The 25651-nt window shown below is 38.9% G+C and carries 24 protein-coding genes; 8 read left to right on the forward strand and 16 right to left on the reverse strand.

Annotated features, from left to right (window positions below):
- Nucleotides 1-59: 59 nt before the first annotated feature.
- Nucleotides 60-1442 (reverse strand): adenosylhomocysteinase, encoded by a 1383-nt coding sequence (ahcY, locus tag G9371_RS01410; RefSeq protein ID WP_000994842.1) that lies wholly within the window; start codon nucleotides 1440-1442, stop codon nucleotides 60-62.
- A 221-nt stretch (nucleotides 1443-1663) separates the two neighbouring features.
- On the opposite strand from ahcY, the gene G9371_RS01415 reads away from it, so the two are divergent.
- Nucleotides 1664-2200, forward strand: a complete 537-nt coding sequence (locus tag G9371_RS01415) for a cysteine peptidase family C39 domain-containing protein (RefSeq protein ID WP_029424522.1) — start codon at nucleotides 1664-1666, stop codon at nucleotides 2198-2200.
- A 38-nt stretch (nucleotides 2201-2238) separates the two neighbouring features.
- Here the strand turns inward: G9371_RS01415 and G9371_RS01420 are convergent, their stop codons facing one another.
- From G9371_RS01420 to lipA, 3 genes are all read right to left on the reverse strand, one after another.
- Nucleotides 2239-2622, reverse strand: a complete 384-nt coding sequence (locus G9371_RS01420) for a carboxymuconolactone decarboxylase family protein (protein ID WP_029424521.1) — start codon at nucleotides 2620-2622, stop codon at nucleotides 2239-2241.
- A gap of 103 nt (nucleotides 2623-2725) precedes the next feature.
- On the reverse strand, nucleotides 2726-5191 hold the full coding sequence (locus tag G9371_RS01425; RefSeq protein ID WP_029424520.1) for an acyl-CoA dehydrogenase: 2466 nt from the start codon (nucleotides 5189-5191) through the stop codon (nucleotides 2726-2728).
- Between the two features lie 283 nt (nucleotides 5192-5474).
- Nucleotides 5475-6488 (reverse strand): lipoyl synthase, encoded by a 1014-nt coding sequence (gene lipA / locus G9371_RS01430; protein WP_001289259.1) that lies wholly within the window; start codon nucleotides 6486-6488, stop codon nucleotides 5475-5477.
- A 196-nt stretch (nucleotides 6489-6684) separates the two neighbouring features.
- Here lipA and sthA point away from each other — a divergent pair, with 196 nt between their 5' ends.
- Nucleotides 6685-8097, forward strand: a complete 1413-nt coding sequence (gene sthA / locus G9371_RS01435) for a Si-specific NAD(P)(+) transhydrogenase (RefSeq protein ID WP_001137505.1) — start codon at nucleotides 6685-6687, stop codon at nucleotides 8095-8097.
- 243 nt (nucleotides 8098-8340) lie between these two features.
- Here the strand turns inward: sthA and G9371_RS01440 are convergent, their stop codons facing one another.
- The 4 genes from G9371_RS01440 to map all read right to left on the reverse strand — a co-directional run bounded on the left by G9371_RS01440 (nucleotide 8341) and on the right by map (nucleotide 13588).
- Nucleotides 8341-9555: an MFS transporter gene (locus tag G9371_RS01440; protein WP_029424519.1), complete on the reverse strand. Its 1215-nt coding sequence runs from the start codon at nucleotides 9553-9555 to the stop codon at nucleotides 8341-8343.
- Between the two features lie 174 nt (nucleotides 9556-9729).
- Nucleotides 9730-11076, reverse strand: a complete 1347-nt coding sequence (locus tag G9371_RS01445; protein WP_029424518.1) for an MFS transporter — start codon at nucleotides 11074-11076, stop codon at nucleotides 9730-9732.
- Nucleotides 11077-11485: 409 nt separating this feature from the next.
- On the reverse strand, nucleotides 11486-12556 hold the full coding sequence (locus tag G9371_RS01450) for an OmpW/AlkL family protein (protein WP_000976520.1): 1071 nt from the start codon (nucleotides 12554-12556) through the stop codon (nucleotides 11486-11488).
- 204 nt (nucleotides 12557-12760) lie between these two features.
- The gene (gene map, locus G9371_RS01455) at nucleotides 12761-13588 is read right to left on the reverse strand and encodes a type I methionyl aminopeptidase (protein WP_001089491.1); all 828 of its coding nucleotides are present in this window, start codon (nucleotides 13586-13588) and stop codon (nucleotides 12761-12763) included.
- 209 nt (nucleotides 13589-13797) lie between these two features.
- Here map and rpsB point away from each other — a divergent pair, with 209 nt between their 5' ends.
- The 6 genes from rpsB to G9371_RS01485 all read left to right on the forward strand — a co-directional run bounded on the left by rpsB (nucleotide 13798) and on the right by G9371_RS01485 (nucleotide 18167).
- Nucleotides 13798-14550, forward strand: coding sequence for a 30S ribosomal protein S2 (rpsB, locus tag G9371_RS01460; RefSeq protein WP_001982118.1), 753 nt, complete (start codon nucleotides 13798-13800; stop codon nucleotides 14548-14550).
- 137 nt (nucleotides 14551-14687) lie between these two features.
- Nucleotides 14688-15563 (forward strand): translation elongation factor Ts, encoded by an 876-nt coding sequence (gene tsf / locus G9371_RS01465; RefSeq protein ID WP_000125378.1) that lies wholly within the window; start codon nucleotides 14688-14690, stop codon nucleotides 15561-15563.
- A gap of 65 nt (nucleotides 15564-15628) precedes the next feature.
- Entirely contained in the window at nucleotides 15629-16114 is a 486-nt protein-coding gene (locus G9371_RS01470; RefSeq protein WP_000182516.1) for a DUF3465 domain-containing protein, read from the forward strand.
- A 98-nt stretch (nucleotides 16115-16212) separates the two neighbouring features.
- Nucleotides 16213-17037, forward strand: coding sequence for a helix-turn-helix transcriptional regulator (locus tag G9371_RS01475; RefSeq protein ID WP_000554500.1), 825 nt, complete (start codon nucleotides 16213-16215; stop codon nucleotides 17035-17037).
- A 94-nt stretch (nucleotides 17038-17131) separates the two neighbouring features.
- Nucleotides 17132-17848 (forward strand): AzlC family ABC transporter permease, encoded by a 717-nt coding sequence (locus G9371_RS01480; protein WP_029424517.1) that lies wholly within the window; start codon nucleotides 17132-17134, stop codon nucleotides 17846-17848.
- 1 nt (nucleotide 17849) lies between these two features.
- Nucleotides 17850-18167 (forward strand): AzlD domain-containing protein, encoded by a 318-nt coding sequence (locus tag G9371_RS01485; RefSeq protein ID WP_000118659.1) that lies wholly within the window; start codon nucleotides 17850-17852, stop codon nucleotides 18165-18167.
- Nucleotides 18168-18207: 40 nt separating this feature from the next.
- Here G9371_RS01485 and G9371_RS01490 read toward each other — a convergent pair whose 3' ends face one another.
- The 8 genes from G9371_RS01490 to G9371_RS01525 all read right to left on the reverse strand — a co-directional run bounded on the left by G9371_RS01490 (nucleotide 18208) and on the right by G9371_RS01525 (nucleotide 25605).
- Nucleotides 18208-18660, reverse strand: a complete 453-nt coding sequence (locus G9371_RS01490; protein WP_000836402.1) for a DUF962 domain-containing protein — start codon at nucleotides 18658-18660, stop codon at nucleotides 18208-18210.
- 556 nt (nucleotides 18661-19216) lie between these two features.
- Nucleotides 19217-19834, reverse strand: a complete 618-nt coding sequence (locus G9371_RS01495; protein ID WP_001177236.1) for a septal ring lytic transglycosylase RlpA family protein — start codon at nucleotides 19832-19834, stop codon at nucleotides 19217-19219.
- Nucleotides 19835-20124: 290 nt separating this feature from the next.
- A complete protein-coding gene (gene mltB, locus G9371_RS01500; RefSeq protein ID WP_029424516.1) occupies nucleotides 20125-21126 on the reverse strand; it encodes a lytic murein transglycosylase B in 1002 nt (333 codons plus the stop codon).
- A 19-nt stretch (nucleotides 21127-21145) separates the two neighbouring features.
- Nucleotides 21146-22288, reverse strand: a complete 1143-nt coding sequence (gene rodA, locus G9371_RS01505) for a rod shape-determining protein RodA (protein ID WP_000075224.1) — start codon at nucleotides 22286-22288, stop codon at nucleotides 21146-21148.
- Between the two features lie 128 nt (nucleotides 22289-22416).
- Nucleotides 22417-23067: a hypothetical protein gene (locus G9371_RS01510; RefSeq protein ID WP_001115740.1), complete on the reverse strand. Its 651-nt coding sequence runs from the start codon at nucleotides 23065-23067 to the stop codon at nucleotides 22417-22419.
- A 23-nt stretch (nucleotides 23068-23090) separates the two neighbouring features.
- Entirely contained in the window at nucleotides 23091-23903 is an 813-nt protein-coding gene (gene queF, locus G9371_RS01515; RefSeq protein ID WP_000110166.1) for an NADPH-dependent 7-cyano-7-deazaguanine reductase QueF, read from the reverse strand.
- On the reverse strand, nucleotides 23900-24673 hold the full coding sequence (locus G9371_RS01520; RefSeq protein WP_001010537.1) for an ABC transporter permease: 774 nt from the start codon (nucleotides 24671-24673) through the stop codon (nucleotides 23900-23902). The genes queF and G9371_RS01520 overlap by 4 nt, the downstream gene beginning before the upstream one ends.
- Nucleotides 24670-25605 carry an ABC transporter ATP-binding protein gene (locus tag G9371_RS01525; protein WP_002052950.1) on the reverse strand — a complete coding sequence of 312 codons (936 nt, stop codon included), beginning with the start codon at nucleotides 25603-25605 and terminating at the stop codon, nucleotides 24670-24672. The genes G9371_RS01520 and G9371_RS01525 overlap by 4 nt, the downstream gene beginning before the upstream one ends.
- Between the last annotated feature and the right edge of the window lie 46 nt (nucleotides 25606-25651).

The following is a 25651-nucleotide window of genomic DNA, read 5'->3' on the forward strand; positions in this document are numbered from 1 at the left end:
TAAACAGCGAAACATTTTTAGAAAAAAGGGCAGTCGGTTCACCGTCTGCCCTTATGTTCTTAGTATTTGTAAGCGTCAGATTTGAATGGCCCCTCAACAGCAACGCCTAAATAATCAGCTTGCTCTTGAGTTAACTGAGTGAGTACACCACCGAAACCTGCAACCATTGCAGCAGCAACTTCTTCGTCAAGTTTCTTAGGAAGAACTTCTACGCGAATTTTTGCAGCTTTTTCACTTGCAGGTAGGTCGGCAAATTTCTCTTGGAATAAGTGAATTTGACCTAAAACTTGGTTAGCAAAAGAACCGTCCATTACACGTGATGGGTGACCAGTTGCATTACCTAAGTTTACAAGGCGGCCTTCAGAAAGAAGGATAAGGTAGTCGTTTTCGTCTTCTGAACGATAAACTTGGTGAACTTGTGGCTTAACTTCAACCCACTTGTAACCACGTAAATAAGCCGTGTCGATTTCTGTATCGAAGTGACCGATGTTACATACAACTGCACCAGCTTTTAAGCTGTCTAACATCGCTGCATCACACACATGGTAGTTACCAGTTGTTGTTACAACAAGGTCAGTGTTGCCAAGAAGATCGTGGTTAATGTCTTCTTTTTTACCTGTTTGTACGCCGTTTTTGTATGGAGATACAACTTCATAACCATCCATACATGCTTGCATTGCACAAATTGGGTCAACTTCAGTTACACGAACGATCATGCCTTCTTGACGTAAAGATTGAGCAGAACCTTTACCTACGTCACCGTAACCGATCACAAGCGCACGACGGCCAGATAAAAGCATATCTGTTGCGCGTTTGATTGCGTCATTTAATGAGTGACGGCAACCATATTTGTTGTCATTTTTAGATTTAGTAACAGAGTCATTTACGTTGATTGCAGGTACTTTTAAAGTGCCGTCTTTCCACATTTCGATAAGACGTTGAACACCTGTTGTAGTTTCTTCGGTAATACCGTGAATACGTTCTAAAAGAGCAGGATATTTTTCATGAACAAGAGCAGTTAAGTCACCGCCATCATCCAGGATCATGTTGGCATCCCACGGTTGGCCATTTACATTGATTTGTTGTTCAAGACACCATACATATTCTTCTTCAGTTTCACCTTTCCAAGCAAAAACTGGAATACCGCGAGCAGCAATTGCAGCAGCAGCGTGGTCTTGAGTCGAGAAGATATTACAAGATGTCCAGCGAACTTCAGCACCTAATTCAACAAGCGTTTCAATAAGAACCGCTGTTTGAATGGTCATGTGGATACAACCAAGAATTTTTGCACCAGCAAGTGGTTTAGACGCTGCATAACGTTTACGTAAGCCGATCAAAGCTGGCATTTCTGCTTCAGCAAGTTTGATTTCTTTACGACCGTAGTCAGCAAGTGAGATGTCAGCAACTTTGTAATCTGTAAATGAAGCATTAACCGCGTTCATCAGGATCTCCTAGGAAAAAATAGTATTGATCATTCTGTTCGCGGATGCCGTTGTTGGTTAAAACGACTGTTTAACCGATCGTCGAGCCTGGCAAAATGATCTTTAGTGCCGATCATTTGTCGCAGCATCCCTCGACTAGCGAAACATTGTACTTGGAAAAACTTTTAGTGCCAATCCAGTTTTGTTTATTATCTGCGTAATTATGACTTTAGATTTAAATTATGGCCTTAAATATTCCCGAATCTTTGGCAAACCTCGAAGCGAACTGTGGCCTTTTTGCAGTTTGGATGGTACTTCAACATCATGGAGTGCAAATTGATGTTGCTGAGCTGATTAAAGTTTGCCGCTATGACGATGAAGGAACTTATACGATTGCTTTAGCCGTTGCTTTAAAAAAGTTGGGCTTTGAGGTGTCATTTCACTCAGATCATGATCCTAACATTAGCCCAAGCGAACGCATGAGCTATAAAGAAGCAAAGGTATTAAGAATACCAACTGGGCCTGCGCTGAGCTATCGAGATATTCAAACAGAGACGCAAAATGGAAAAATGGTGATTGTGTACTACGACACTTTAGAAGGGGTAGGGAATCAGTCGCTCATTTATTCTATAGATCAAAATGAAATCTGCTTTTTTGATAGTTTTGAGCCGATGTCGGCAGCAGTTTTTGAGAATCAACGTAAAGCAGAAGGTATTTGCCGTCAGGCTGTCGTGATTGGTGATCGTAATTTAAATATTCATTCGACTAAATTGAATTAAATTTAAATGAGCCAGTAAAGTGCTGGCTCATACTGAAGTTATTGTTGTTGATATTCTTGAATGACTTCTAACGCAGCCCGGAAAGCTTCCTGAGTAGCAGGGGCACCGCAATATGGCAGGCTATGCAATAAAGTTTCCTGAATTTCTTCAATTGTACAACCATTGTTGAGTGCACCACGAACATGGCCCTTGAGTTCTGTGGGTGATTTGAGTGCAGTTAACATTGCCAAAGTAATTAATGAGCGATATTTACGTGGCAGCACACCTTCACGTTGCCAAGTCGATCCCCATGCATGTTCATTAATCCAGTCTTGTAAAGGCTGGGTAAAGGGCACGGTATTTTCTTGGGCACGTTTTACAAAAGCTTCTCCCATCACTTCTGTGCGAACTTTTAATCCATTTTCGTAATCTTGCTTAGACATTAATTTCTCCTAAAAATAAAAGCGTCGAGTGACGCTTTTATGGCTGTTTATTAATTAATGCGATTCAAAAATGATTGCAATAGTGAATTAGTGGAGGCATCAGTCACACTATTTGATGAGGATTTGATAAAGGTAGGTCTTTATTTAGCTTTTCATCAAAAACATCGGTAAGCATGCTATCGAATCGAATTGCGTTGTACTGCAATAATTGTTGAGCTTCGCTTTCAGAAATAAAGCCTTCTTTTATCGCTTGCGCAATATTCTCTTCAAAAGTAAGACCCGTAAACTTGCCTTTGGATTCAGCTTTCTTAAACTTATCCCAAAGCGGTTCCATGGTTCTTAACATTTGGAACGTGTGCTCTAGACGGCCAGTGACATCATTAGGTTCAGTTGAATAGTACACATGGCGTTTGAGTTGCTCTCTAAACGGATGTTCTTCCATCATAAGTTCAGCAACTTGTTGTTTTAACTCATCGTCAGGTTTTGAAATCACACGACCTAACGGGAAGCATATCCATTTGACAAATGCTGCTGGAAGCTTGGCTGGAAAGTTGTCAAATAGTCCCCAAAATGCTTCCTGAATATTCAAAAATGCTTTTTGCAGTGCTAGTTTGGCATGCAATTGTTCAGCTTCAGTTTTTTGTCCAGCCTCATAATATTTTAAAATTGCAGTGGCAATAAACAAGTGCGCGTGAATATCTGCCAAGCGGCCTGATAGCATTTCTTTACGCTTTAGATCTCCTGCGAGTAATCCTAGTGCCATATCGGAAACAAGTGAAAAATTGGCGCTAAAACGATTGATGGTTTTATAGTAACTTGCAGTGAATTGATCTGCTGACTGAGGCGCATCACTCGAACCACCCGTCCAACCATAAGCAAATGATCTAGCACCGCGGTTAAAGGTATAGGCTAAATGTTTAAACAACAAATCATCGAATTTTTGTACGGCATTGGCTTTGTCGTCAGACTGAAGTAATTGCAATTCTTCAAAAAGATAAGGATGACAACGCATTGAGCCTTGACCAAAAATCATCAACGAGCGGGTTAAAATGTTTGCACCTTCTACCGTAATGGCAATTGGAATCGCTTGATAGGTGAGAGCAAGGAAATTGCGTGGTCCAAGTTGAATTGCACGTCCTCCAGCAATATCCATTCCGTGATTAACCACTTTACGCATCGTTTCAGTTGCATAGTATTTTGCCATGGCAGTCATTACAGCAGGGGTTCCACCTTGGTTTAGACCACACGTCACTAAATAACGGAATGCTTCAAGCATATAGGCATCGCTGGCAATTTCACTGCTTGCTTCTTGTACACCTTCAAATTTGCCGACAGAAATATTAAATTGCTGGCGAATTCTTGCAAATGCACCGACAGTGAGATAGCTCATTTCACCTGCGGCCGTGGCTAATGCGGGCAGTGAAATACCTCGGCCAACACCTAAGCATTCCATCAGCATGCGCCAGCCTTTACCGGCATTTTCTTGTCCGCCAATAATCCAGTCAATTGGAATGAAGACATCTTCACCTTCTACTGTCCCATTCATGAATGGAGAGCCCGGATAATGTCGTGCACCTATTTTTACGCCTGCATGATTGGCTGGAATTAAAGCGCAGGTAATCCCGTACTCAGTTTTAGTTTTATCTCCAAGTAAACCTTCGGGGTCATAAAGTTTAAATGCTAGACCGACCACTGTGGCAATTGGAGCGAGCGTAATCCAACGTTTAGAGAAATTCATGCGGAGCCCAAGAACTTGAGCACCTTCATATTCGCCATAGCAGACTACACCCGAATCTGGAATTGCACCTGCATCTGAACCTGCTTCCGGACTGGTTAAACCAAAGCATGGAATTTCTTCACCTTTAGCAAGTCCCGGTAGATATTGCTGCTTTTGCGCATCTGTACCGTAATGCATAAGTAATTCACCGGGTCCTAATGAGTTAGGAACCATACAACTCACCGCAGCAGTTAATGAACGCGAGGCAATTTTGCTCATAATGCGACTTTGAGCAAATGAGCTGAACTCTTTACCGCCAAAGGATTTTGGAATAATAAGGCCTAAGAAGCCTTTATCTTTAATGAACTGCCAAACTTCAGGAGGAAGGTCTTTTAATTGATGGTGAATTTCCCATTCATCAAGCATGCTACATAGCACTTCAACTTCATTATCAATAAAACTTTGTTCTTCTGGTGAAAGTGTAGGATAGGGATATTTTTCAAATTGCGACCAATCTGGAGCCCCCATAAATAACTCTTTTTCCCACCAGCTTGTTCCTGCTTCTAAGGCTTCTTGTTCAGTGGTACTGATGCTCGGCATTGAGTTGGCCAGAGTTTTATATGCAGGTTGGGTAATTAAGTTAAACCGTAAAGGTTTAAACAAAATAATAATGCTAAGTGCAATAAGGGGAATCCCTAAAAGTAATGCCCACGGCGTTAAAATGAAAGCAGTAAGTATGGCTACAGCAATCGTAATAACACTACCAGCGACTCTATTTAGGTTAAAAAAGAAAATTGCCCATATTGCAACAAGCTGAATGACAATACTTAAAACAAAGAGTAGGAAAATCATACTTGCTCCTTGCTAGATAAGCCCTCGAGTTAGAAATAATAAAAAAGCGAGGAGAGATTTAAGGCTTAACTAGCGAATTTTTTAATGCTGTTTAAATTTGATTTTTTATGTCGCAATTGATGTATATGCTAGAGCAGGGATATATCGTGCTTTTAGGTATAAAATATTTTTGAATGAAAGTGTAATGGCTTGTTTTATCGATTTGTCAAGAAATGTTATTGATTTTCTTGTATAAATAAAAAAGCCCTCATAATCTGAGGGCCTTTTTAATACTTATGAAGTGTTAAGCTTCGATTGCTTGTACCGCAATTTTTTTCGCAGGATCTACCTTGCGACGAACTTCAGGAACAGGTTCACCATAGTATTGGCGATCAGCAAAATAGCTTGAACGAACCATTGGTGCAGACCAAATATTTCTAAAGCCAAGTTTACGGCCATGCTCTGCATAACGTTCAAATTCTTCTGGTGTTACAAAACGGTCAATTGGTGCATGCTGTTTAGAAGGCTGCAAGTATTGACCAATAGTGACATAGTCGACATCGTGAGCACGTAAGTCATCAAGCAATGCAATGACTTCTTCTTCAGTTTCACCAATACCCACCATCAAACCACATTTTGTTGGGATGTCTGGGCAATATTCTTTAAACATTTTTAATAGGTTTAAAGAGTGCTGATAATCTGAACCTGGACGCATCGCTTTATATAGACGAGGTACAGTCTCAATGTTGTGGTTAAATACGTCTGGCGGACATTCAGTCATAATGCGTAAAGCAATATCCATACGTCCACGGAAGTCTGGTACTAAAATTTCAAGTAATGTATTTGGGCTAAGTGCGCGAGCTTCTTTAATACAGTCCACAAAATGTTGTGCACCGCCGTCAAGCAAGTCATCACGGTCAACCGAAGTGATTACTGCATATTTGAGCTTAAGATTGGCAATTGTCTCTGCCATGTGGCGTGGTTCATCAGGGTCCAATGCATTTGGACGACCATGCGCTACGTCACAGAAAGGGCAACGACGTGTACAAATATCACCCATGATCATAAATGTTGCTGTACCACCGCCAAAGCATTCTGGAAGGTTCGGACAAGCTGCTTCTTCACAAACGGTATGGAGTTTTTGAGCACGTAAAGTCGTTTTAATACGCTGAACTTCTTCTGGTGCCGTCATCTTGACACGAATCCAGTCAGGTTTACGCGGCACTTCAACCGTAGGTACAACTTTTACAGGAATTCTTGCGACTTTTTCTGCGCCACGAAGTTTTACACCCTGTTCAGGTTTACGGTGTTCTGACATATTTAACTTTTCCACTCGTTTATAGAGACATTGACATTGTATTATAGCGGACTTCTACAAGTAATAGCGGAAAATAACTATTCATATAATAAATGTGGCTATTCAGAAATATAGGGTTGAGAAATACATAAATTCACCGCATATTAGCCATAATTTATTATAAAATATGGTCATTCAACAGAGGAAGGAGCTTTCAATGCCACGTAAAAAAGAGGTCGTTAGTGGGAATTTCGTTAAGTACGATGCGGTAGTTCTCGGTTCTGGACCTGCAGGTGAAGGCGCGGCAATGAAGCTTGCAAAAGCTGGTAAGCGTGTTGCAATTGTAGATGTACGTGATCAACTCGGTGGTAACTGTGCACACGTAGGAACCATTCCAAGTAAAGCATTACGTCAAACAGTTTCTAGCATTATTCGCTATCAGCGTGATCCAATGTTTCAAAAAGTAGGTGAATGGAAACAGTTCACTATGAAACAGGTCTTGCGTAATGCGCACAAAGTGATTCAACAACAGGTTGATACGCATACACGCTTTTATGACCGTAACAAAATTGGTGTCTTCCACGGTCGTGCATATATTCAAGACAAAAACACAGTTTTAGTTTTTAGCCACGAAGGTATTAAAGAAACAATTATCTGTAAGCAAATCGTGATTGCGACAGGTAGCCGTCCTTATCATCCGCAAGGTCTTGATTTTGACCACCCGCGCGTATTTGATTCGGACAAAATTCTTGATCTTGATTACTCAATTCAAAAAATCATTATTTATGGCGCGGGTGTTATTGGCTGTGAATATGCCTCAATCTTTATTGGTTTAGACCATAAAGTTGACTTGATCAATACTCAACAAAAACTCTTAAGTTATCTAGATGATGAAATCGCCGATGCTTTGTCTTATCACTTACGTGAACAGGGCGTGTTGATTCGTCACAATGAGCAAATGGATCATCTAGAAACGTTTGATGACCATGTTGTACTACATTTACAAAGTGGTAAAAAGATTAAAGCTGATGCGATTCTTTGGTGTAATGGCCGTTCAGGTAACACAGAAGGTTTAGGTCTTGAAAATGTTGGGTTGGTACCAAATAGTCGTGGTCAACTTTCTGTAAATGATCAATATCAAACTGAAGTTGAAAACATCTATGCTGCTGGTGACGTGATTGGTTGGCCTTCACTTGCTTCGGCTGCCTATGACCAAGGGCGCTGTGCTGGTGCAAACATGAGTGGTGAAGATGCTAAGCCAGTACGTGATATCCCAACTGGTATTTACACCATTCCGGAAATCTCATCTATTGGTAAGAATGAACAGGAATTAACGGAAGAGAAAATTCCGTATGAAGTCGGTCAGGCTTCTTTCCGTCATTTGGCTCGTGCACAAATTACCGGTGATACAGTGGGTGAATTGAAGATTCTTTTCCATCGTGACACTTTGGAAATTTTAGGTATTCACTGTTTTGGTAATAATGCTGCTGAAATTATCCACATTGGACAAGCAGTTATGCACAGCCCAAACAATACTTTGAAATATTTTGTTGAAACGACATTTAACTATCCAACCATGGCTGAAGCATACCGTGTAGCTGCACTTAATGGTATGAATCGTTTATTTTGATTTTAAATAAGTTTTTCATAAAAAAGCCCGCAAACTTGCGGGCTTTTTTATTTTTATTAGACCATATGTTTTTTATATTTTTATGACAATGTACAGAGTGATTTCAGCGTCTCATCTCTCTAGTGTGCACAAAATGCTTGATTAAAATATTCAAACAAATCAGGTGTCTGTTTCCATAAAACAATAGAAAAAACCAGAAGAGCTAAGATGAGGAAAGTCATAATTGTTTTCAAAAGTACGGCATTATGCGTCATGAATAATAGCCTCCTCATTTACAAAGAAATGTACGATTACTCCTAATATACTCAATGCGATAGAACAGAGCCAAATCGCATTGTAATTACCTGTTAAATCATGGTTAACACCACCAAGCCAACCACCAAAGAAAGACCCGACTTGATGGGTGAAAAATACAATACCACTTAACATTGAAAGGTATTTAACACCAAACATATTTGCCACGATACCGTTGGTGAGAGGAACCGTAGAAAGCCATAGAAGCCCCATGATAATACCGAAAGCATATACTGTATAAGTGCTTAGAGGTAATAATAAGAAAGCAATGATTGCGATGCCGCGGCTACCATAAAGTGCCATTAATAACTTAGGTTTCGAGAAACGATCTCCTAACCAGCCTGCGCCATAAGTCCCTACGATATTAAATAATCCGACTAAAGCAAGAAACACCGTACCTGTAGCGGCATCAAAGCCGTGGTCGATTAAATAACCTGGTAGGTGAACACCCAAAAAGACAACTTGGAAGCCACATACTAAAAAGCCTAAAGCTAACCACCAAAAAGGTTTATGTTTTCTAGCAATATTCAGTACTTGTTTAAAGGTGAGCTGAGGTTGGGCAATTGCTTTTGGGGTTTGGTTGCTTGGCCCTTTTAACATCCATGCTAGAGGAATAATAAGAGCGATTAACAGGGCACTTACCATTAAAGCTGATGACCATCCCACTGTCTTAAGTAAGAGAAGGGTAGAAGGCAGCATAATAAATTGGCCAAAAGAACCGGCTGCACTGGCAATACCCATTGCCATACTTCTTTTTTCTGGCGGAGCAGCTCGGCCTACTGCGCTAAGCAAAACTGTAAAAGAAGTTGCTGATAAAGCTAAACCAATAATCAGACCTAAGCTTAAATTCAAAATGAGTACACTTGAACTAAAAGCCATTAAGAGTAAGCCAAGGGTATAAAGTAATCCGCCGACTGTTACCACAACTTTACTGCCATATTTATCTGCAATTGCCCCAGTAAAAGGTTGAACTGCACCCCAGATTAGATTTTGCATGGCAATTGCTAGACTAAAAACATGCTGTCCCCAACCGAACTCATGACTCATCGGGACTAAATAAAGCCCAAAACCATGTCGTACACCTAGTGACAAAGCCAAAATAATGGCACTTCCAATGAGCATATAAATGAGTGATTGAGAAAACTGATGGCTTGTTTTAGTCATTGTGAGTAGAAAATTATAAGAATGTGATAAATCATTGTAGAAGATATATCGAATAATATCGATATATCTATAAAATTATTTTAAGAAAAGTTAAAAAGTATCTTAGAGATTGTGGACTATTATGAGAAAGGGGAAGAAGCAAAAATCATTTTTGATTTCTGCTTCTTATCAGAATTAGGCTGCGGAATTGCGTTCAAGTAGAGCCTGTTCAAAAAGTACTTTTTCTTTTTCTTTGTGCTCGGTTGTGAAGCGAATCAAAATTACACTACAGCCTGCAACCATAACCAGTCCACCTAAAATAAATAGACAAGTTTGAATATCAAGTACGCCTTTTAGTAAGAAACCAGCTGCTACTGCGCCCACATTTCCACCTGCGCCAATAATGCCTGCGACGCCGCCTAATGCATTTCGGTCAATAAAAGGGACCAGTGCATATGTTGCTCCGCAAGCCATATGGGTAAACAATGCAAAAACTGTCATGGAAATAATTGCAAGAGCTACGACGTCCATTTGAGAGAAGAGTATTAAGAATAAACCTTCACCTAAAATCATCAGTACAAGTACTTTAGTACGTCCGTCTAAACCTTTTTTAAGTGCGACTTTATCGGAAATAATACCGCCTAATGCACGTGCAAATAAGGCAAGAAGACCAAATATACCTGCGGTTAACCCTGCTGTTTTTAAATCCATTTTGAATTGGTCAACATAGTACATTGCCGCAACATTATGGATGAAAATTTCAATACCAAAGCAAGCACCATAAGCGAGGAATAAAATCCAGACACGGTAGTTACGAGCCGCTTGCATTAAGATTGCCATGCCACCTTTTTTACCGCTACCCACCTCAATACCTTGTGCACGAACTTCTTTAAAGTTTCCTTGAGGGCAGTCTTGGGTAAGTTTCCAGTAAAGAACCCCAACAATTACCATCATTACGCCTGGTACGATTAATGCAACGCGCCAACCCATAGTTTGCTCGACACCGAACATGACAATTGCACCGAGTAATAAAGGCATTAGAGCTTGTGTTGCACCACCGCCAGCATTACCCCAACCCGCAGCAGCTGCATTTGCTGTGCCTACGACATTTGGCGCAAACATGATACTGGTATGATATTGCGTAATGACAAAGCTTGCGCCAATTGCACCGATGAGTAAACGGAAGAAAAGAAAAGATTCATAGCTGTTGGCAGCGGCAACACCAAATACAGGAATACTGCCAAGTAAGAGAAGGGTGGTGTAAGTAATACGCGGACCATATTTATCACAAAGTGGTCCGACAGCAAGCCGCACTAAAATTGTAATTGCAACGGCGGCAATATTAATATTGGCAATTTGATCTTTGGTTAAGCCGAACTCACCTTTAATAACGGGCATTAATGGAGCGCAAGCAAACCATGCGAAGAAGCAGACAAAGAACGCGAGCCAAGTCATGTGGAAAGCACGCATGGCTGGGGTTGAAAAACTGAATAATTTAATTTCAGTCGCTTTTTTTGCATCTAAATTAATATTTGAAGACATACGCCGTCCCCCTGAACTGAACGAAATTTTAATTTGCACGACAAAATGAATTGTCTATTTGCATACCGATCAGAGCGGACATCTTTGGCCGTCTTGGTTTATCCATTGAATCGCCATTGATTCATCATGTCATAAATAAAGCAAAGGTCGTGCCAAAAGATAATTTTTACTAAAAGGAAAATCTTAGTTTTTAATTTTATTAGGTTAGTTGTCTAACATAAAAATGATTAGAGAAAAGGAATTAAAAGAAGAGGTGTTAATCAAAAATAAAGAAGGTTGAACTTAGTAAATATGATCCTAAAAAATGCTCATTTTTTTGGCATTTTGGTTTAAAAAGAAGCAATTTTGGTGGGATAAAAAAGCTATAAAAGCTTAAGTAAAGCTTTTATAGCTTGTGTGCTTTTGAGATTTAGAATCGGTAACCAATACCGGCATAACCTAATATTGGATTAATTTCGATATCTGCTTTTGCATTAATTAACTCACCGTACTTGGCATCATTGACTGTAATAGTTGTATCCGTTTTTAAGTGAGCATAAGACACAGAACCAACAGCATACCATTTGTCATTAAAGTCATAGGTGAAACCTAAAGTTGCTACGGGTGCAATTGCGTCGGATGCCTCAAGATCTACTTTAGGATCACCAGAGCTAGTTTTTCTTTCTAAAGCAGCACCCGATTTACCATCTTTAATATTGACAATCATATGCCCAGCATTTACTAAGTCATTTTCAATTTCAGGATTTATTTCTAATTCATTGAAATATGCATACATCACACCTAGTCCAACATAAGGTCTGAATTTATTTACGCCAGTTTTGCCAAAGTGATATTGTAATTCAAATGCTGGTGTCCAAGCTCGAGCTGATGCCGCACTCCCATGTGCTTCAAGATCGGTAATAAAAATATTATTTTCAAGTTCCATAGAACCAAGAATTCCACCAGCAGGTTTTGCAGTAGCGGAAAAAGGTGCATAAATCTTACCTTTACCTTGTAGATCGACTTTAGGCGGAATCCCTGCTTTTACTTCTAATGAAATATTATCCGTAAAAAAGTAATTTGTCATAAGACCGAGAGTAGTTACATCATCTGCTTCTAAGCCCGTATTCTCAGCTTCCCATTGACTCAAACCGCGAATTTCAGCTGTTCCACTTAACCATGCGGGAATAGTATCAGTACCTAAACCAATAACATCAATAAGTTCTTCAAGAACGACATTACTATTACTATCGGAAATATTGTCTTGAATAGTTTTTACTTTAATATCTCCGACCTTAGATTGCTCATTTTCCTTAACAGAAGTGTTAATCCTAAAAGGCTGGGCTTTTCCTGTTGGTTTGACATATAAAGGACCAGCTGAGACTGAAAAACGTTTGAAACCATCACCATCTTTTAAACTAAAATATGGGGAAGCGGCGGAAGTGACTGTTGGCAGAGCAAATAAGGCAGCTGTCATACAAAATAATGACTTTTTCATCATAAAAGGACTCCATGTCCGAGCATTTGTTTACTGATTTTTATTGAGCCCACCATAACGCGTTTTATTGAAAAAATTGTGTATTAAAAATTAATAATTGTAATTTTTTTGAAATATTTGTTTATATTTGGAAATATTTATTAATAAAAAGTACAAAATAAAAAAGAAAAGGCTACATAAAGCAGCCTTTTATTAATTTTGATTAAATTATTGATTAAAGCGTGAAAGATCTTCTTCTGGGCGAGCTGTTAATACTTCAATCCCTGTTTTAGTGACTAAAATAGTATGTTCATATTGAGCTGAAAGTTTATGGTCTTTGGTTACAACTGTCCATTTGTCACCAAGCAATTTGGTTTGCCAAACACCCGCATTTACCATAGGTTCAATAGTGAAAGTCATACCAGCTTCTAAACGCATGCCCGTACCAGCTTGGCCATAGTGCAACACTTGAGGTTCATCATGGAAAACGGTACCAATGCCATGACCACAATATTCACGCACTACGCTAAAACGCTCTGATTCGACATATTTTTGGATGGCATGTCCAATATCGCCTAAATACGAACCATCTCTAACTGTTGCCATTCCACGATACATCGCTTCTTGAGCTACTTTACATAAACGATTTGCCAGAATAGAAGTTTCACCACCCACGATATACATCATGTTGGTATCGCCATGATAACCATCTTTAATGACGGTCACGTCGATGTTAAGGATATCGCCGTTTTTTAAGATTTTATTTTCAGAAGGAATACCATGACATACAACATGGTTAACCGAAGTACAGATAGAGTGTTGAAAAGCAGGGCGTCCTGGCGCACCACCGTAACCTACACAGGCCGGAATAGCGTGCTGTACATTTTCAATATGATTACGACAAATCGTATCAAGCTCGAGTGTGCTTACACCAGCTTTAATATGCGGCTTGATCATATCTAGAACTTCAGCCGCCAGTCGTCCTGCAATGCGCATTTTTTCAATTTCATCTGGAGTTTTGATTAATCGACGTGGAGCTGTATAAGTACTGTTCATGATCTCTAAAAACTTTTGGTAATTTACAAGCGTCTATGGTATAAATAGCCGCCCATTTTATCAAATGCTTTTCGTGAATATCTTTTACGAAGAATTTTGATAGGTGGAGTAAAAATCCGCACATATATCGTCACATTACTCTGGGTGCCCGTAAAAAGGTGGAGAATGCGGATATATGGAGGCCTAACCCAACTTTTAAGGTAAAGAAAATGGCAGATTACAACGTAAGCATGCGCGACCTTCTTCAAGCAGGTGCGCACTTTGGTCACCAAACTCGTTTCTGGAACCCAAAAATGCGTCAATACATTTTTGGCGCGCGTAACAAAATTCACATCATCAACCTTGAGCACACTGTTCCTGCGTTAAATGATGCTTTGAACTTCGCTAACCAATTAGCAAGCAAAAAGAACAAAGTTTTGTTCGTTGGTACAAAACGTGCTGCTTCTAACATCATCCGTGAACAAGCTCAACGCGCTGGTCAACCATACGTAGATCACCGTTGGTTAGGTGGTATGTTGACGAACTGGAAAACACTTCGCCAATCTATCAACCGTTTAAAAGATCTTCAAACTCAATCTCAAGACGGTACTTTTGCTAAGCTTACTAAACGTGAAGCTTTAGAACGTACTCGTGAGATGGAAAAACTTGAGCGCTCTTTAGGCGGCGTTAAAAACATGGGTGGTTTACCTGACGCATTATTTGTAATCGACGTTGATCACGAAGCGATTGCAATCAAAGAAGCGAAAAACTTAGGTATTCCTGTTATCGGTATCGTTGATACAAACTCTAACCCAGACAACGTAGATTACGTTATTCCTGGTAACGACGATGCGATCCGTGCAGTAACTTTATATGCTTCAGCTATGGCTGATGCAATTCTTGCTGGTAAAGAATACGCTCAATCTCAAGCGAACGCTCAAGCAAAAGGCGATGACGCTGCGAAAGACGCTTCTGAGGCTTAATGCGTTTTGACGCAGGCTTGTCATTTTTGCGACATGTAATGGTGGCAAATTAAGCGTCGAGAGTGCAAACGGCCCAGAGTTTCTTTGGGCCGTTTTTGTTGAACAGATTTATTTTCTACCGATTTTAGGAGATCAACATGACTGCAATTACTGCAAGCATGGTAAAAGAATTACGTGACCGTACTGGTCTTGCAATGATGGAATGCAAAAAAGCATTAACAGAAGCGAACGGTGACATCGAACTTGCTATTGATAACCTTCGTAAATCTGGTCAAGCTAAAGCTGCTAAAAAAGCTGGCAACATTGCTGCTGACGGTGCAATCACTATCGTTCAAGACGGTAATAAAGCGATCTTAGTTGAAGTAAACTGTCAAACTGACTTCGTTGCTAAAGACGAAAACTTCTCTAACTTTGCACACACAGTTGCTGCTGCTGCATTAGCTGCTGGCGAAACTGATGCTGCTAAAATTGCTGAATTAAAATTGGCTGATGGCCAATCAGTTGAAGAAGCTCGTATCGCGCTTGTTCAAAAAATCGGTGAAAACATCCAAGTTCGTCGTGCGAAAATCGTTGAAGGCGAACAATTGGCTATCTATAAACACGGTTTAAAAATCGGTGTTGTAGTTTCTTATACTGGTGATGCTGACACTGGTAAAGGTATTGCAATGCACGTTGCTGCATTCAACCCAGTAGCAGTAAATGCTGAAGCTGTTCCAGCTGACCTTATCGCTAAAGAGAAAGAAATTGCTGAAGCGAAAGCGTTAGAATCTGGTAAACCAGCGAACATCGTTGAGAAAATGGTAACTGGTTCTGTTGAGAAATACTTAAACGAAGTTGCTCTTGACCGTCAAATGTACGTTATCGACAACGAGAAAAAAGTTGCTGACGTATTAAAAGCGACTGGTACAAATGTTGCTAACTTCGTACGTTTCGAAGTTGGTGAAGGTATCGAGAAAAAAGCTGAACTTAGCTTTGCTGAAGAAGTTGCTGCTGCTCAAGCTGCTGCGAAGTAATTCGTATCTTCAAAAAAAGCCCCCTATGGGGCTTTTTTTATCTCTGTTGAAAACGGAATCTAAAGATGACAAATAAAAAGAATCTAGGTATTGGCGGCATAATTGTTTTATTAATTGCTGCATATTTGGGTCTGGACTTATCTGGGCATAAAAACAATCCGACACCATCATCAAGCATACCTGCGAATCAGCGTACTGAAACGACGTTTTCAAATGATGGAGTAGACACCATAAAGGCTGCTTATGAACGTAGACAAAGTAACGTTCAAGTGCAGGGTAGTGGTCGAGTAAAAGCAATCTTAAGAGAAGATAATGATGGGTCGAGACACCAGAAATTTATTTTGGTATTAAAAAATGGTCTTTCAATTTTAGTAGCACATAATATTGATTTAGCACCAAAAATTGAAGATTTAAGAAAGGGTGATATTGTCGAATTTAACGGGGAATATGAATATAACGAAAAAGGTGGAGTATTACATTGGACGCATCATGATCCACAGAACCGCCATGAAAATGGTTGGCTAAAACATAATGGTCGTATTTATCAATAGAAAATAGGGTATCCATTTCCGCATAACAGCAATTTTGTTCTATGCATCTTTTTAAAACATGCTATGTTTTTTTGTAGATAAATAGATGAGATGTATATATGCACCGGGAACAGGCTGACTACTTGCATTTGCGAGAGTTGGGCGGTTTAGAATTATTAAAAGCACATTATCACCAAACACAATTTTCAAAGCATACTCATGAAGGATATTGTATTGGTGTCATTGAAGAGGGTGCACAGTCTTTTTTTAGGACGGGTCAACTGCATGTTGCTCCTAAAGGTGACATTATTTTAGTTAATGCAGATGAAATTCACACAGGCTCATCTGCTGTTGAATCGGGCTGGCGTTACCGTGCAATCTATCCTACGCCCGAAATGCTTGCTGAAGTAAGCCAAGATTTTTTTGAGCAAGGCCATGGGGCACCTTGGTTTCCGCAAGCTGTAATTCAGGACTTGGGATTATCTCAACAACTGTGTTTATTATTTGATTTATTAGAACAAAAAGACAATTTTTTGCTTAAAGAAACCATGTATTTATCAACATTAGCATGCTTAATGGTACGTCATGGTAAGTCAAGACACACCTTTTGCGAGTTACCAGAAGCTTATTCAAAAGTATTAAAAGTTAAAGATTTGTTAGCTGATATGCCTGAAAAGAATTTTTCTTTGCAGGAATTGGCTGATATGGTCGGATTAAGTGCATGGCATTTTTTAAGACAATTTAAAAAACATGTAGGTTTACCGCCTCATGCATGGTTAGTACAGGCGCGTTTGCAAAAAGCGAGACAATTATTAAAACAAGGCGTTCAAATTGTAATGGTTGCACAGCAATGTGGTTTTTCTGATCAAAGCCATTTTAATCGTCATTTTAAAAAGGCGATGGGTGTTACACCAACCCAATATGTGGCGAGTCTTAATCTTTAAAATTTATTTGCAGTGCTAACCGCAATTTTGTTCAAGAGAAGCTGAGCTAAATACCAGAAAATCTATAAATAATAACTGTTATAGATGTCTAGGGATGAATACTCATTTAAATCAATCTATTAGATTTTCTAAAAGCCGACCACCGCATCTTTTTTTACGAGGGGCGATAGATATATTGCCACTATCTATTTCGGTTATACCATGGGCTATTTTAGCTGGATCAATGGCAATTCATGCGGGTTTATCATTTTATAAAGCACTAGCGATGTCAGGAATTGTGTTTGCTGGCGCTGCGCAATTAGTAAGTTTAAGCATGGTGATGGAAGGTGCATCGTTATTAACCATCTATGTCACTATTTTCTTTCTTACTGCTCAACATTTTATTTATGCTTTAACTTTAAGAAATGACGTTTCTATTTTACCTCTCTCAAAAAGACTAACTTTAGGGTTTCTGCTTACCGACGAATTATTTGCAGTAAGTGTTCCTAATGAGAAAAAACATCCTCAATACTTATTCGGAGCAGGTCTTTGCTTTTATTTATTTTGGGTGGTTTTTAGTTTAGTGGGTATTTTATTAGCAACAGCGCTACCTAATTTATTAAATTATCATTTGGATTTTTCCATTATTGCTATTTTTGTTGCCATGATTGTTCCTATGTGTAAAGGGAAGCCTGTAATGGCAGGTATTTTAATGACTTGTATCAGTGGTTTTGTGCTTAAATTTTTTCATATAGAAGGAGCCATTCTAATCTCTGGTTTATTGGGGATGTTTATTGCGGTAATAGTCGAAAATAAAATGGGAGAAAAATAAAATGTCATGGCTTATGATTTTAGGACTGGCAGCTATCGTATTTTTTAATCGTTATTATTTTTTGGAACCAAACGTAAAAGTCAAATTACCAGTACTTATGAATAAAATGTTGAATTATTCAGCTCCTTGTTTATTAAGTGCTATTTGTATTCCAGTAATTTTTTTTGAAAATAATGAATTAAGAGGATTTTTAGATAATCCTTACTTATACGCAACGATATTTTGTACTGTCGTAGCTTTCTATTTTAAAAAAGTGTTACCGAGCGTTCTGCTGAGCCTGGCATTTTTTTATTTTATAAATTTTTTAATAAATCATTAAGTTAAAGCTGAATCTTTTTAGGATTCAGCTTCTTAAAAATTTATTGAGCAATCAGTTTCTTCTGACGGCTTTTCCAATGAGGTAATATCTTTGCAAGATAAGCATCCATACACCAGACCGGACCAATCAAGAGAAATTGCAAATCTTTAAAGAAAGAAGGTTTTTTGCCTTCAACTTTATGTCCATAAAATTGTCCAATCCAGGCAAACACAAAAAGAGCAATATAAAATCCTACACCTACTGGCAGAACATAAATAAGCCATGCCATCACAACAAGTAGAGCAGCCATTGCTACTGCAAGTACAAGATCAAGCCGAGCATAAAAAATGAGGGTAAGTACTACGAGTAAAGCGGTGAGTAGGGCACTAAAGTGAGCAATAATTCCAATAATCGAAAATAAAATAGCTGGTACACATACCCAGTGAATTTTCTTATTTATCGGGTTTTGATGACTTTCACTATATTCATCAAACCATTCACTGATAGATTTCATAGACCTTGTTCTCCTTGTCTAATTTTGAGTCATTCTTTTTCTGTTTATATTTTATCCTCTCGTTACCGAGAGAGACAAGACAAGTTGTATATCGACATGTTTGTTAAATCAAGTAAGCCTAAAATTTAAAGTTTATTCATTGCGGCACAAAAATGAAAAACAGCACTGAAGAAAGGGGAGGATGAGCTCAAAAATTTCAGGTTATTTATTTGTGATTTTGAGAGAGTCGAATCCTCAAAAAAACCTCATTTTCATGAAGAATGGGAAAATAATAGAAAAATACTCAACTCATCTTGTCTTAAAACGCGTTAAACAACTCTTTTTAGACTAAAGTGGTACTAGGGTAGCGGAATTATTTTAAAATGGCTGTAATCGAAAAATATGCGCAAAAATCGATAAAGAATAAATAAGTGTGTTTTTGGGTTAAAAAATAATCATTTTTGTAATGAAAAAACGAGTCTAGGCACAAAATTTTTATAGGATTTTTTTGCTCTTTTTATATTAAAAAAGCCACAATTTAACTTGTGGCTTTTTCATGAACTCGAGGAGTAATCGCTTATGAAGTAGGACCGTCTACACGCTCAATACTTACTTTAGCAGTACCAGCATTGGTAATACCAAGGCGTTTAGCTGCACCGTATGATAAGTCAAGCACACGATTACCATGGAAAGGACCACGATCGTTTACTTTTACCACTACGCTTTTGCCATTGTCTTTGTTGGTGACACGGATATAACAGTTAAGCGGTAAGCTACGGTGAGCAGCAGTAAGTGCATTCATATCGAATGTTTCACCACTTGCAGTTTTACGGCCATGGAATTGACGACCATACCACGATGCCATACCAGTTTGGCTAAACTTACGAACAGTATTTGAAGCTACTGTGTTAAGTTTTTCAATCACTGAAGGCTCATCTTCAGGGATTTCAATTTTAGCTGCGATAGCTTGACGACGGATTTGATCGCCAGAACGTTCAGTGATTGAAAGACTGTTAATGTTAGAGAAACGAGAATTAAAGTTTTGAGTATCTTTACTCAACACACGAGCAGCTAAATTTGCATTTGGACCATCTACATCGCTATTTAATGATGATGATTGCATCATTTCAGCGTGCAGTGGGGCCATGCTTAAACTAGCCGTCAGTGCAAGAATGTATTTCAGCGATAACTGCATTTATATAAACTCCTGAGAACATGCACTTTTTCATTTAGCCAAAGAGCTAAAAATTGAAGTGAACATGTCTAATTATTCACTTTTGCAATTGCTTGATTGGGGTGGATAATATTCATCGCTTACGGAGAGTGTCTAGTCTTTAACGAGAAATAGTTACAAAAAGGGCAAAAACTTACAGTTTTAGGTTAAAAAATAACCAAATATGTAACAAGGTATTTAAAATGTTTGTATTGTGATCGATTTAACAAAAATATTTATTGACTTTTACATAAACTCATCAAAAAGCTAGCCTATCGGCTAGCTACTTCTGTACCTAACAACCATACGGCAGTCGCATACATTCGGCTTTTGTTATAAGTCGTAATTACTTGAAAGTTCGGATAGGTTAAATAGTAAATTGGACCGTTATAGTCTTGTAATTGAATAACATTTACCATATCTAAGTCATCAATTTTGACTAACGGATTTAAAGGGGAAATCCCTTGATTTTTTAGTACACCATACGGAGTGGGCTGGGTCAAATCTTTAGCAATGATACTTTCCGGATTTGAACCTGTGTAACGAGCCATAAAACCAATAGGTTGATCGCGTTGCCAGCCTTGTTTTGCTAAGTAATTTGCGATTGAACCAATCGCATCTTCTGCAGAGTTTCGTAGGTCGATATGACCATTACCATCAAAGTCGACCCCGTACTTACTAATGTTGCTTGGCATAAACTGCGGGAAGCCAATGGCACCAGCATAAGAACCTACAATACTATTGGTTGGATAACCTTCTTTGTAAGTCCATGCAATGAGAGCAGCTAACTCATCGCCAAAATATTCAGCACGGCGTGGGTAGCCAAAAGCTAACGTTGCAAGTGCATCACGAGTAATAAACGAGCCTTTATTGGCTCCATAACCTGTTTCAACACCTAAAATGCCTAGAATAACCGCTTGAGAGACACCAAATTGTTGTTCAGCACGATTGAGAGCATCGGCATATTGGTTTTTAAAGCGGACACCACGTTGAATAGTACCTTCGACTAAAAACATAGAGCGATAGTCGTACCAAGGCTTACTTTCACCAGGGCGAGTCATAATATTTATAATGTTTGGTAAATTTTTTGCACCATTCATAGCGGCGTCAACCTGTTCACCGCTTAAGCCATAAGTGCTCATGGCTTTTTGTTTAAAATTTAAATAGTTAGGATGAGTTACAAAATCATTGGCCTGAGCAAAATGACTTGTGCTAATAAGGCCAGTACACAAGGCAAGCACTTTTAAAGTTTTATTAACAAATTGAGACAACATATCTTTTTTAAATTCCAGATTATCGATGTGTATGAATAGACATGACTAAACCAAAAGTGGCCATTAAAGTAATAATAGCGGTACCGCCATAACTCATAAAAGGTAAGGGAACACCCACTACAGGTAAAATACCACTGACCATTCCTGCGTTTACAAATACATAAACAAAAAAAGACAAACCAAACGCGCCAGCCACTAATCGGCCATAATTGTGAAAGCTTTGTAAACCGATTTGAAATGTTCTAAAAATAATGGCCGAATAAAGAATTACTAATATAAGTACACCAATTAAACCGAATTCTTCTGAGTAAGCAGCAATAATAAAGTCAGTATGGCCTTCTGGTAAGAAGTGCAAATGTGATTGAGTACCTTCGAGGAAACCTTTCCCTGAGAACCCACCAGAACCGATTGCTGTTTTGGACTGAATAATGTTCCAGCCTGTGCCTAAAGCATCCGCTTCTGGGTCAAGCAACGTTAATACCCGTTGACGTTGATAGTCGTGTAAAAGGAATTCCCATGCAATTGGAATCACAATAGCTGCACAAGCTGCTGCTGCACCGATCATGCGCCAAGATAGCCCACTTAAGAACAGTACAAAAATCCCACTTGCTAATACTAATAGTGATGTTCCTAGGTCAGGCTGTTCTGCAATAAGTAAAAATGGAACACCAATTAACATTAAAGACAAAATAACCTGCGAGAAGCTAGGAGGAAGAGGTTTACGAGCTAAAAACCATGCAACCATCATTGGCATGCCAATTTTCATAAATTCGCTGGGTTGAACACTCCCGAACCCCGGAATATCGATCCAGCGTTGAGCACCCATGCGAACTTCACCAAAAACCATAACGCCAATTAAGGAAAACAGGCCAAATAAATAAAAATAAGGTGAAAAAGCTTGATAAACCTTGGGTGGAATTTGCGCTAGGCTAATCATGACCAGAAAGCCGATACCAAAGCTCATGGCCTGTTTACTGACGAGTCCCACATCTTGTGCAGATGCACTATAAAGTACCGTTAAACCTAACAATGCATTTAGGAATAAAAATAGGCATAACCAAGGGTCAATATGAAGCTGCTGCCAGCGTGAAGGTTGCATGGCAGTACTAAGGCCATCTCGAGGAGCTTGGCGTAAAAATTTATATTGTGGACTAGGAGACATGCGGCTTTAACTAAAGGTCAATCAGTGCTTGGCGCATGCTAACATAAACTTGATTTATGACAATGTATATCAATATTTTGCAATAAAAAAACCTGGCTCTCACCAGGTTTCCGATAGACTATTTTTTATTAGTTAAAGAATAGTCCATCATGATATTCAGCCATCGCTTTTAGTTCAGTGCGATTTAAACTTGGAATGAGTTTGTCGATCGCAATATGAACTGCTTTAGTTACAGCAGCAGCGCCAATATCGGCTGCTTTACGCTTAATCATGCCTAAATCTAATGTTTTATTAAAGTCAGACATAAAATGTCTCACCATAGCATCACCGAACTGTTTATATAGTTCTGCTAATGCTGCTTTATTAATATCATTACCCGCTTGAAGCTCGGCAAAATTATGCTTCAAGTTGGTAACTAGGCCAGCATCTAAAGCTACGCCAACTTTATATTGGCCTTGCGGATCTTTAAATAAGCTTTTCTCTGAAAACTCAACTGACTGTTTAACCACATCGTTTGGCGCTTTGCTGAGTAATTGCTTTAAAAGCACGGCAACTGTTGATTTGACATAACCAGCTAGTTTTTCGGCGGTATCTCTTTTTTCACTCGCTGGGAAATGTTGTACTAACTGGGTAAGTACATTTTCAATAATTTCTTCATTGAGTTGTAAAGCGATTTTGTCTCGAAGTGGATATAACGGTTCACTAGAATTTTTATTCGCAATTCCAGTCTGTATATCATTCAATAAGCCTTCAGAAGGGGTAAAACCAAAAAACGGCATGGTGTATCCTCAAATTATTCGTTTTATTGTCGTGCCAATCGAATCGGTTTTGGCATCCATGTAAGATCCGATACTCGGCAAGGATTGATATCAAGTCCACCGCGGCGAGTATAAGTTGCATAAACCATCAGCTTTTCAGGTTGCAAATTTTGCCAAATATCGGCAAAGATTTGTTCGACACATTGTTCGTGGAAACCGTTATGCTGACGGTACGAAATAATATAGGCTAAAAGACTACGATAACAAGGTTTTTTGCCCTTAAAACGAATAAAAACTGTCCCCCAATCCGGCTGACCCGTGACTGGGCAGTTACTTCTCAAAAGATGAGAATACAGTTCAACTTCGATTTCTTCACCTGACTCATCAAGTTTTAAGAGAGTAGCATCAGGATGTTGTTCTAAACGCTCTGGCATAAGATCATCAATACAGATCCCTTGAGGTTTAGAAATCTCTAAATCATCTACTTGAAATAGGGTTAATTCAACTTTTGCACCAGCCGCAGCAGATAGATCTTTTTCAACTGTTTCAATGAATGACTGTGTAGAGTCAAACTGAGTGAAGTTAAGACTATTGAAATAAAGTTTTAATGACTTTGATTCAATCAAATTCGGTGAAGAAGCTGGCAGTGTAATTCTGCCGATAGCAACCTGTGGAATACCGTGAGCATTCAACCAAGAAATTTCGAAAACGTGCCACCAATCTTTACCTTGGGTTATACCTTCGATATGAGCATATTTTTCACGAGATTGAGCACGTGCAATTGGAAATAACACATCGGGTTGATAGCTAGTTGGATATTGGGTTTCTTTACCCAATAAAGACTGTTCGACACTCATTCACGCATTCCTGAACCACGAGCAAGTAAATAATAAGCAATTCCGTAAAGTACAGCACAGCACAATGTCACAATGATTAAAGAGAACGAAACGTTCACGTCACTATGACCTAAAATGCCGAAACGGAAAGCATTTACCATATAAACAATAGGATTAATTAAAGAAAGTTTTTGCCAAAAAGGACCAAGTGCACTAATGGCATAAAACACACCACCTAAATAGGTAAGTGGAGTAAGTACAAATGTTGGAATAATAGAAATATCATCAAATGATTTTGCGTAGACTGCATTAATAAAACCGCCTAAAGAAAATAAAACGGATGTAATTAATACTGTATATATAGTTACGAACCAGTTATGGATAAAAAGATCAGTAAAAAACATACTCATCGCGGTAACGATTGCACCAACCAAGACACCTCGACAAATACCACCAATAACATAGCCCCATAAGATAATATGTAAGGGCACAGGACTCATAATCAGCTCTTCAATGCTTTTTTGAAATTTCACACTAAAGAAACTCGATGATACATTGGCATAACTGTTGGTAATAACAGCCATCATGATTAAGCCAGGTACAATAAACTGCATGTAGCTCACGCCGCCCATTTGCCCAATACGTGAGCCAACCAAATTACCGAAAATGACAAAATACAAGCTCATGGTAATCGCAGGTGGTAATAAAGTTTGTGGCCAAATACGAAGAAAACGGCGTACTTCTTTACGAACTAAAGTCCAGAGAGCAATTTGCAGTTGGTTAAAGTTCATTTTGCCGCTCCTTCAAGATTTTTCTCGACCATTTTGACAAATAGCTCTTCAAGGCGATTCGATTTGTTACGCATACTACGAACACGAATACCTTGTGACTCTAAAAGTTGGAATAAGTCATTTAATGTATGTGCTTTATCCATTGTTACTTCTAAAGTACTACTATCAATTAAGTTGAACTTCACACCAATAATATTGAGCTGGAGTGGGGCAATTGGTTCTGCTAAATCAAAAATAAAAGACTCTTCACTCAGCTGGTTTAGGAAATTTTTCATGCTGGTATCTTCTTTAATGACACCACGGTCAATGATGGCAATTTGACGACACAACATTTCTGCTTCTTCTAAATAATGTGTCGTTAAAATAATAGAAGTACCGTTTTCGTTCATTTCGGTCAGAAAATCCCACATAGAACGGCGTAATTCAATATCTACACCCGCAGTAGGCTCATCTAGAATAAGAAGTTTAGGTTCATGCATCATGGCACGGGCGATCATTAGTCGGCGTTTCATACCACCAGACAGCATACGTGCTTGTATATTACGTTTTTCCCACAAGCCAAGTTTTTCTAAATAATGTTCCGCTCGTTTCTCGGCAATCTTTTTATGAATACCGTAATAACCAGCCTGGGTAACTAAAATATCGAATGCTTTTTCAAATTGCCCGAAGTTAAATTCCTGAGGGACAACGCCAAGCTGCTGTTTTGCCAACGATGGATGAGTATCGAGATTATGTCCAAAAATCTCAACAGTTCCTGAAGTTTTTTTCGTGAGGGAGCTGATAATACCAATGGTTGTTGATTTGCCGGCACCATTTGGGCCTAACAACGCATAAAATTCACCTTCAGGCACAGTGAGGTTAATACCTTTTAACGCCTGAAAACCATTACGATATGTTTTGGACAAATCTCTTAAAACCAAAGCATCAGTCATGAAATTCTCACATTATGAAAGAGGGGTATATTTTGAGCGATAATGA

This window comes from Acinetobacter sp. EKM10A (genome assembly GCF_011075215.1).
In the GTDB taxonomy this organism is placed as follows: domain Bacteria; phylum Pseudomonadota; class Gammaproteobacteria; order Pseudomonadales; family Moraxellaceae; genus Acinetobacter; species Acinetobacter baumannii.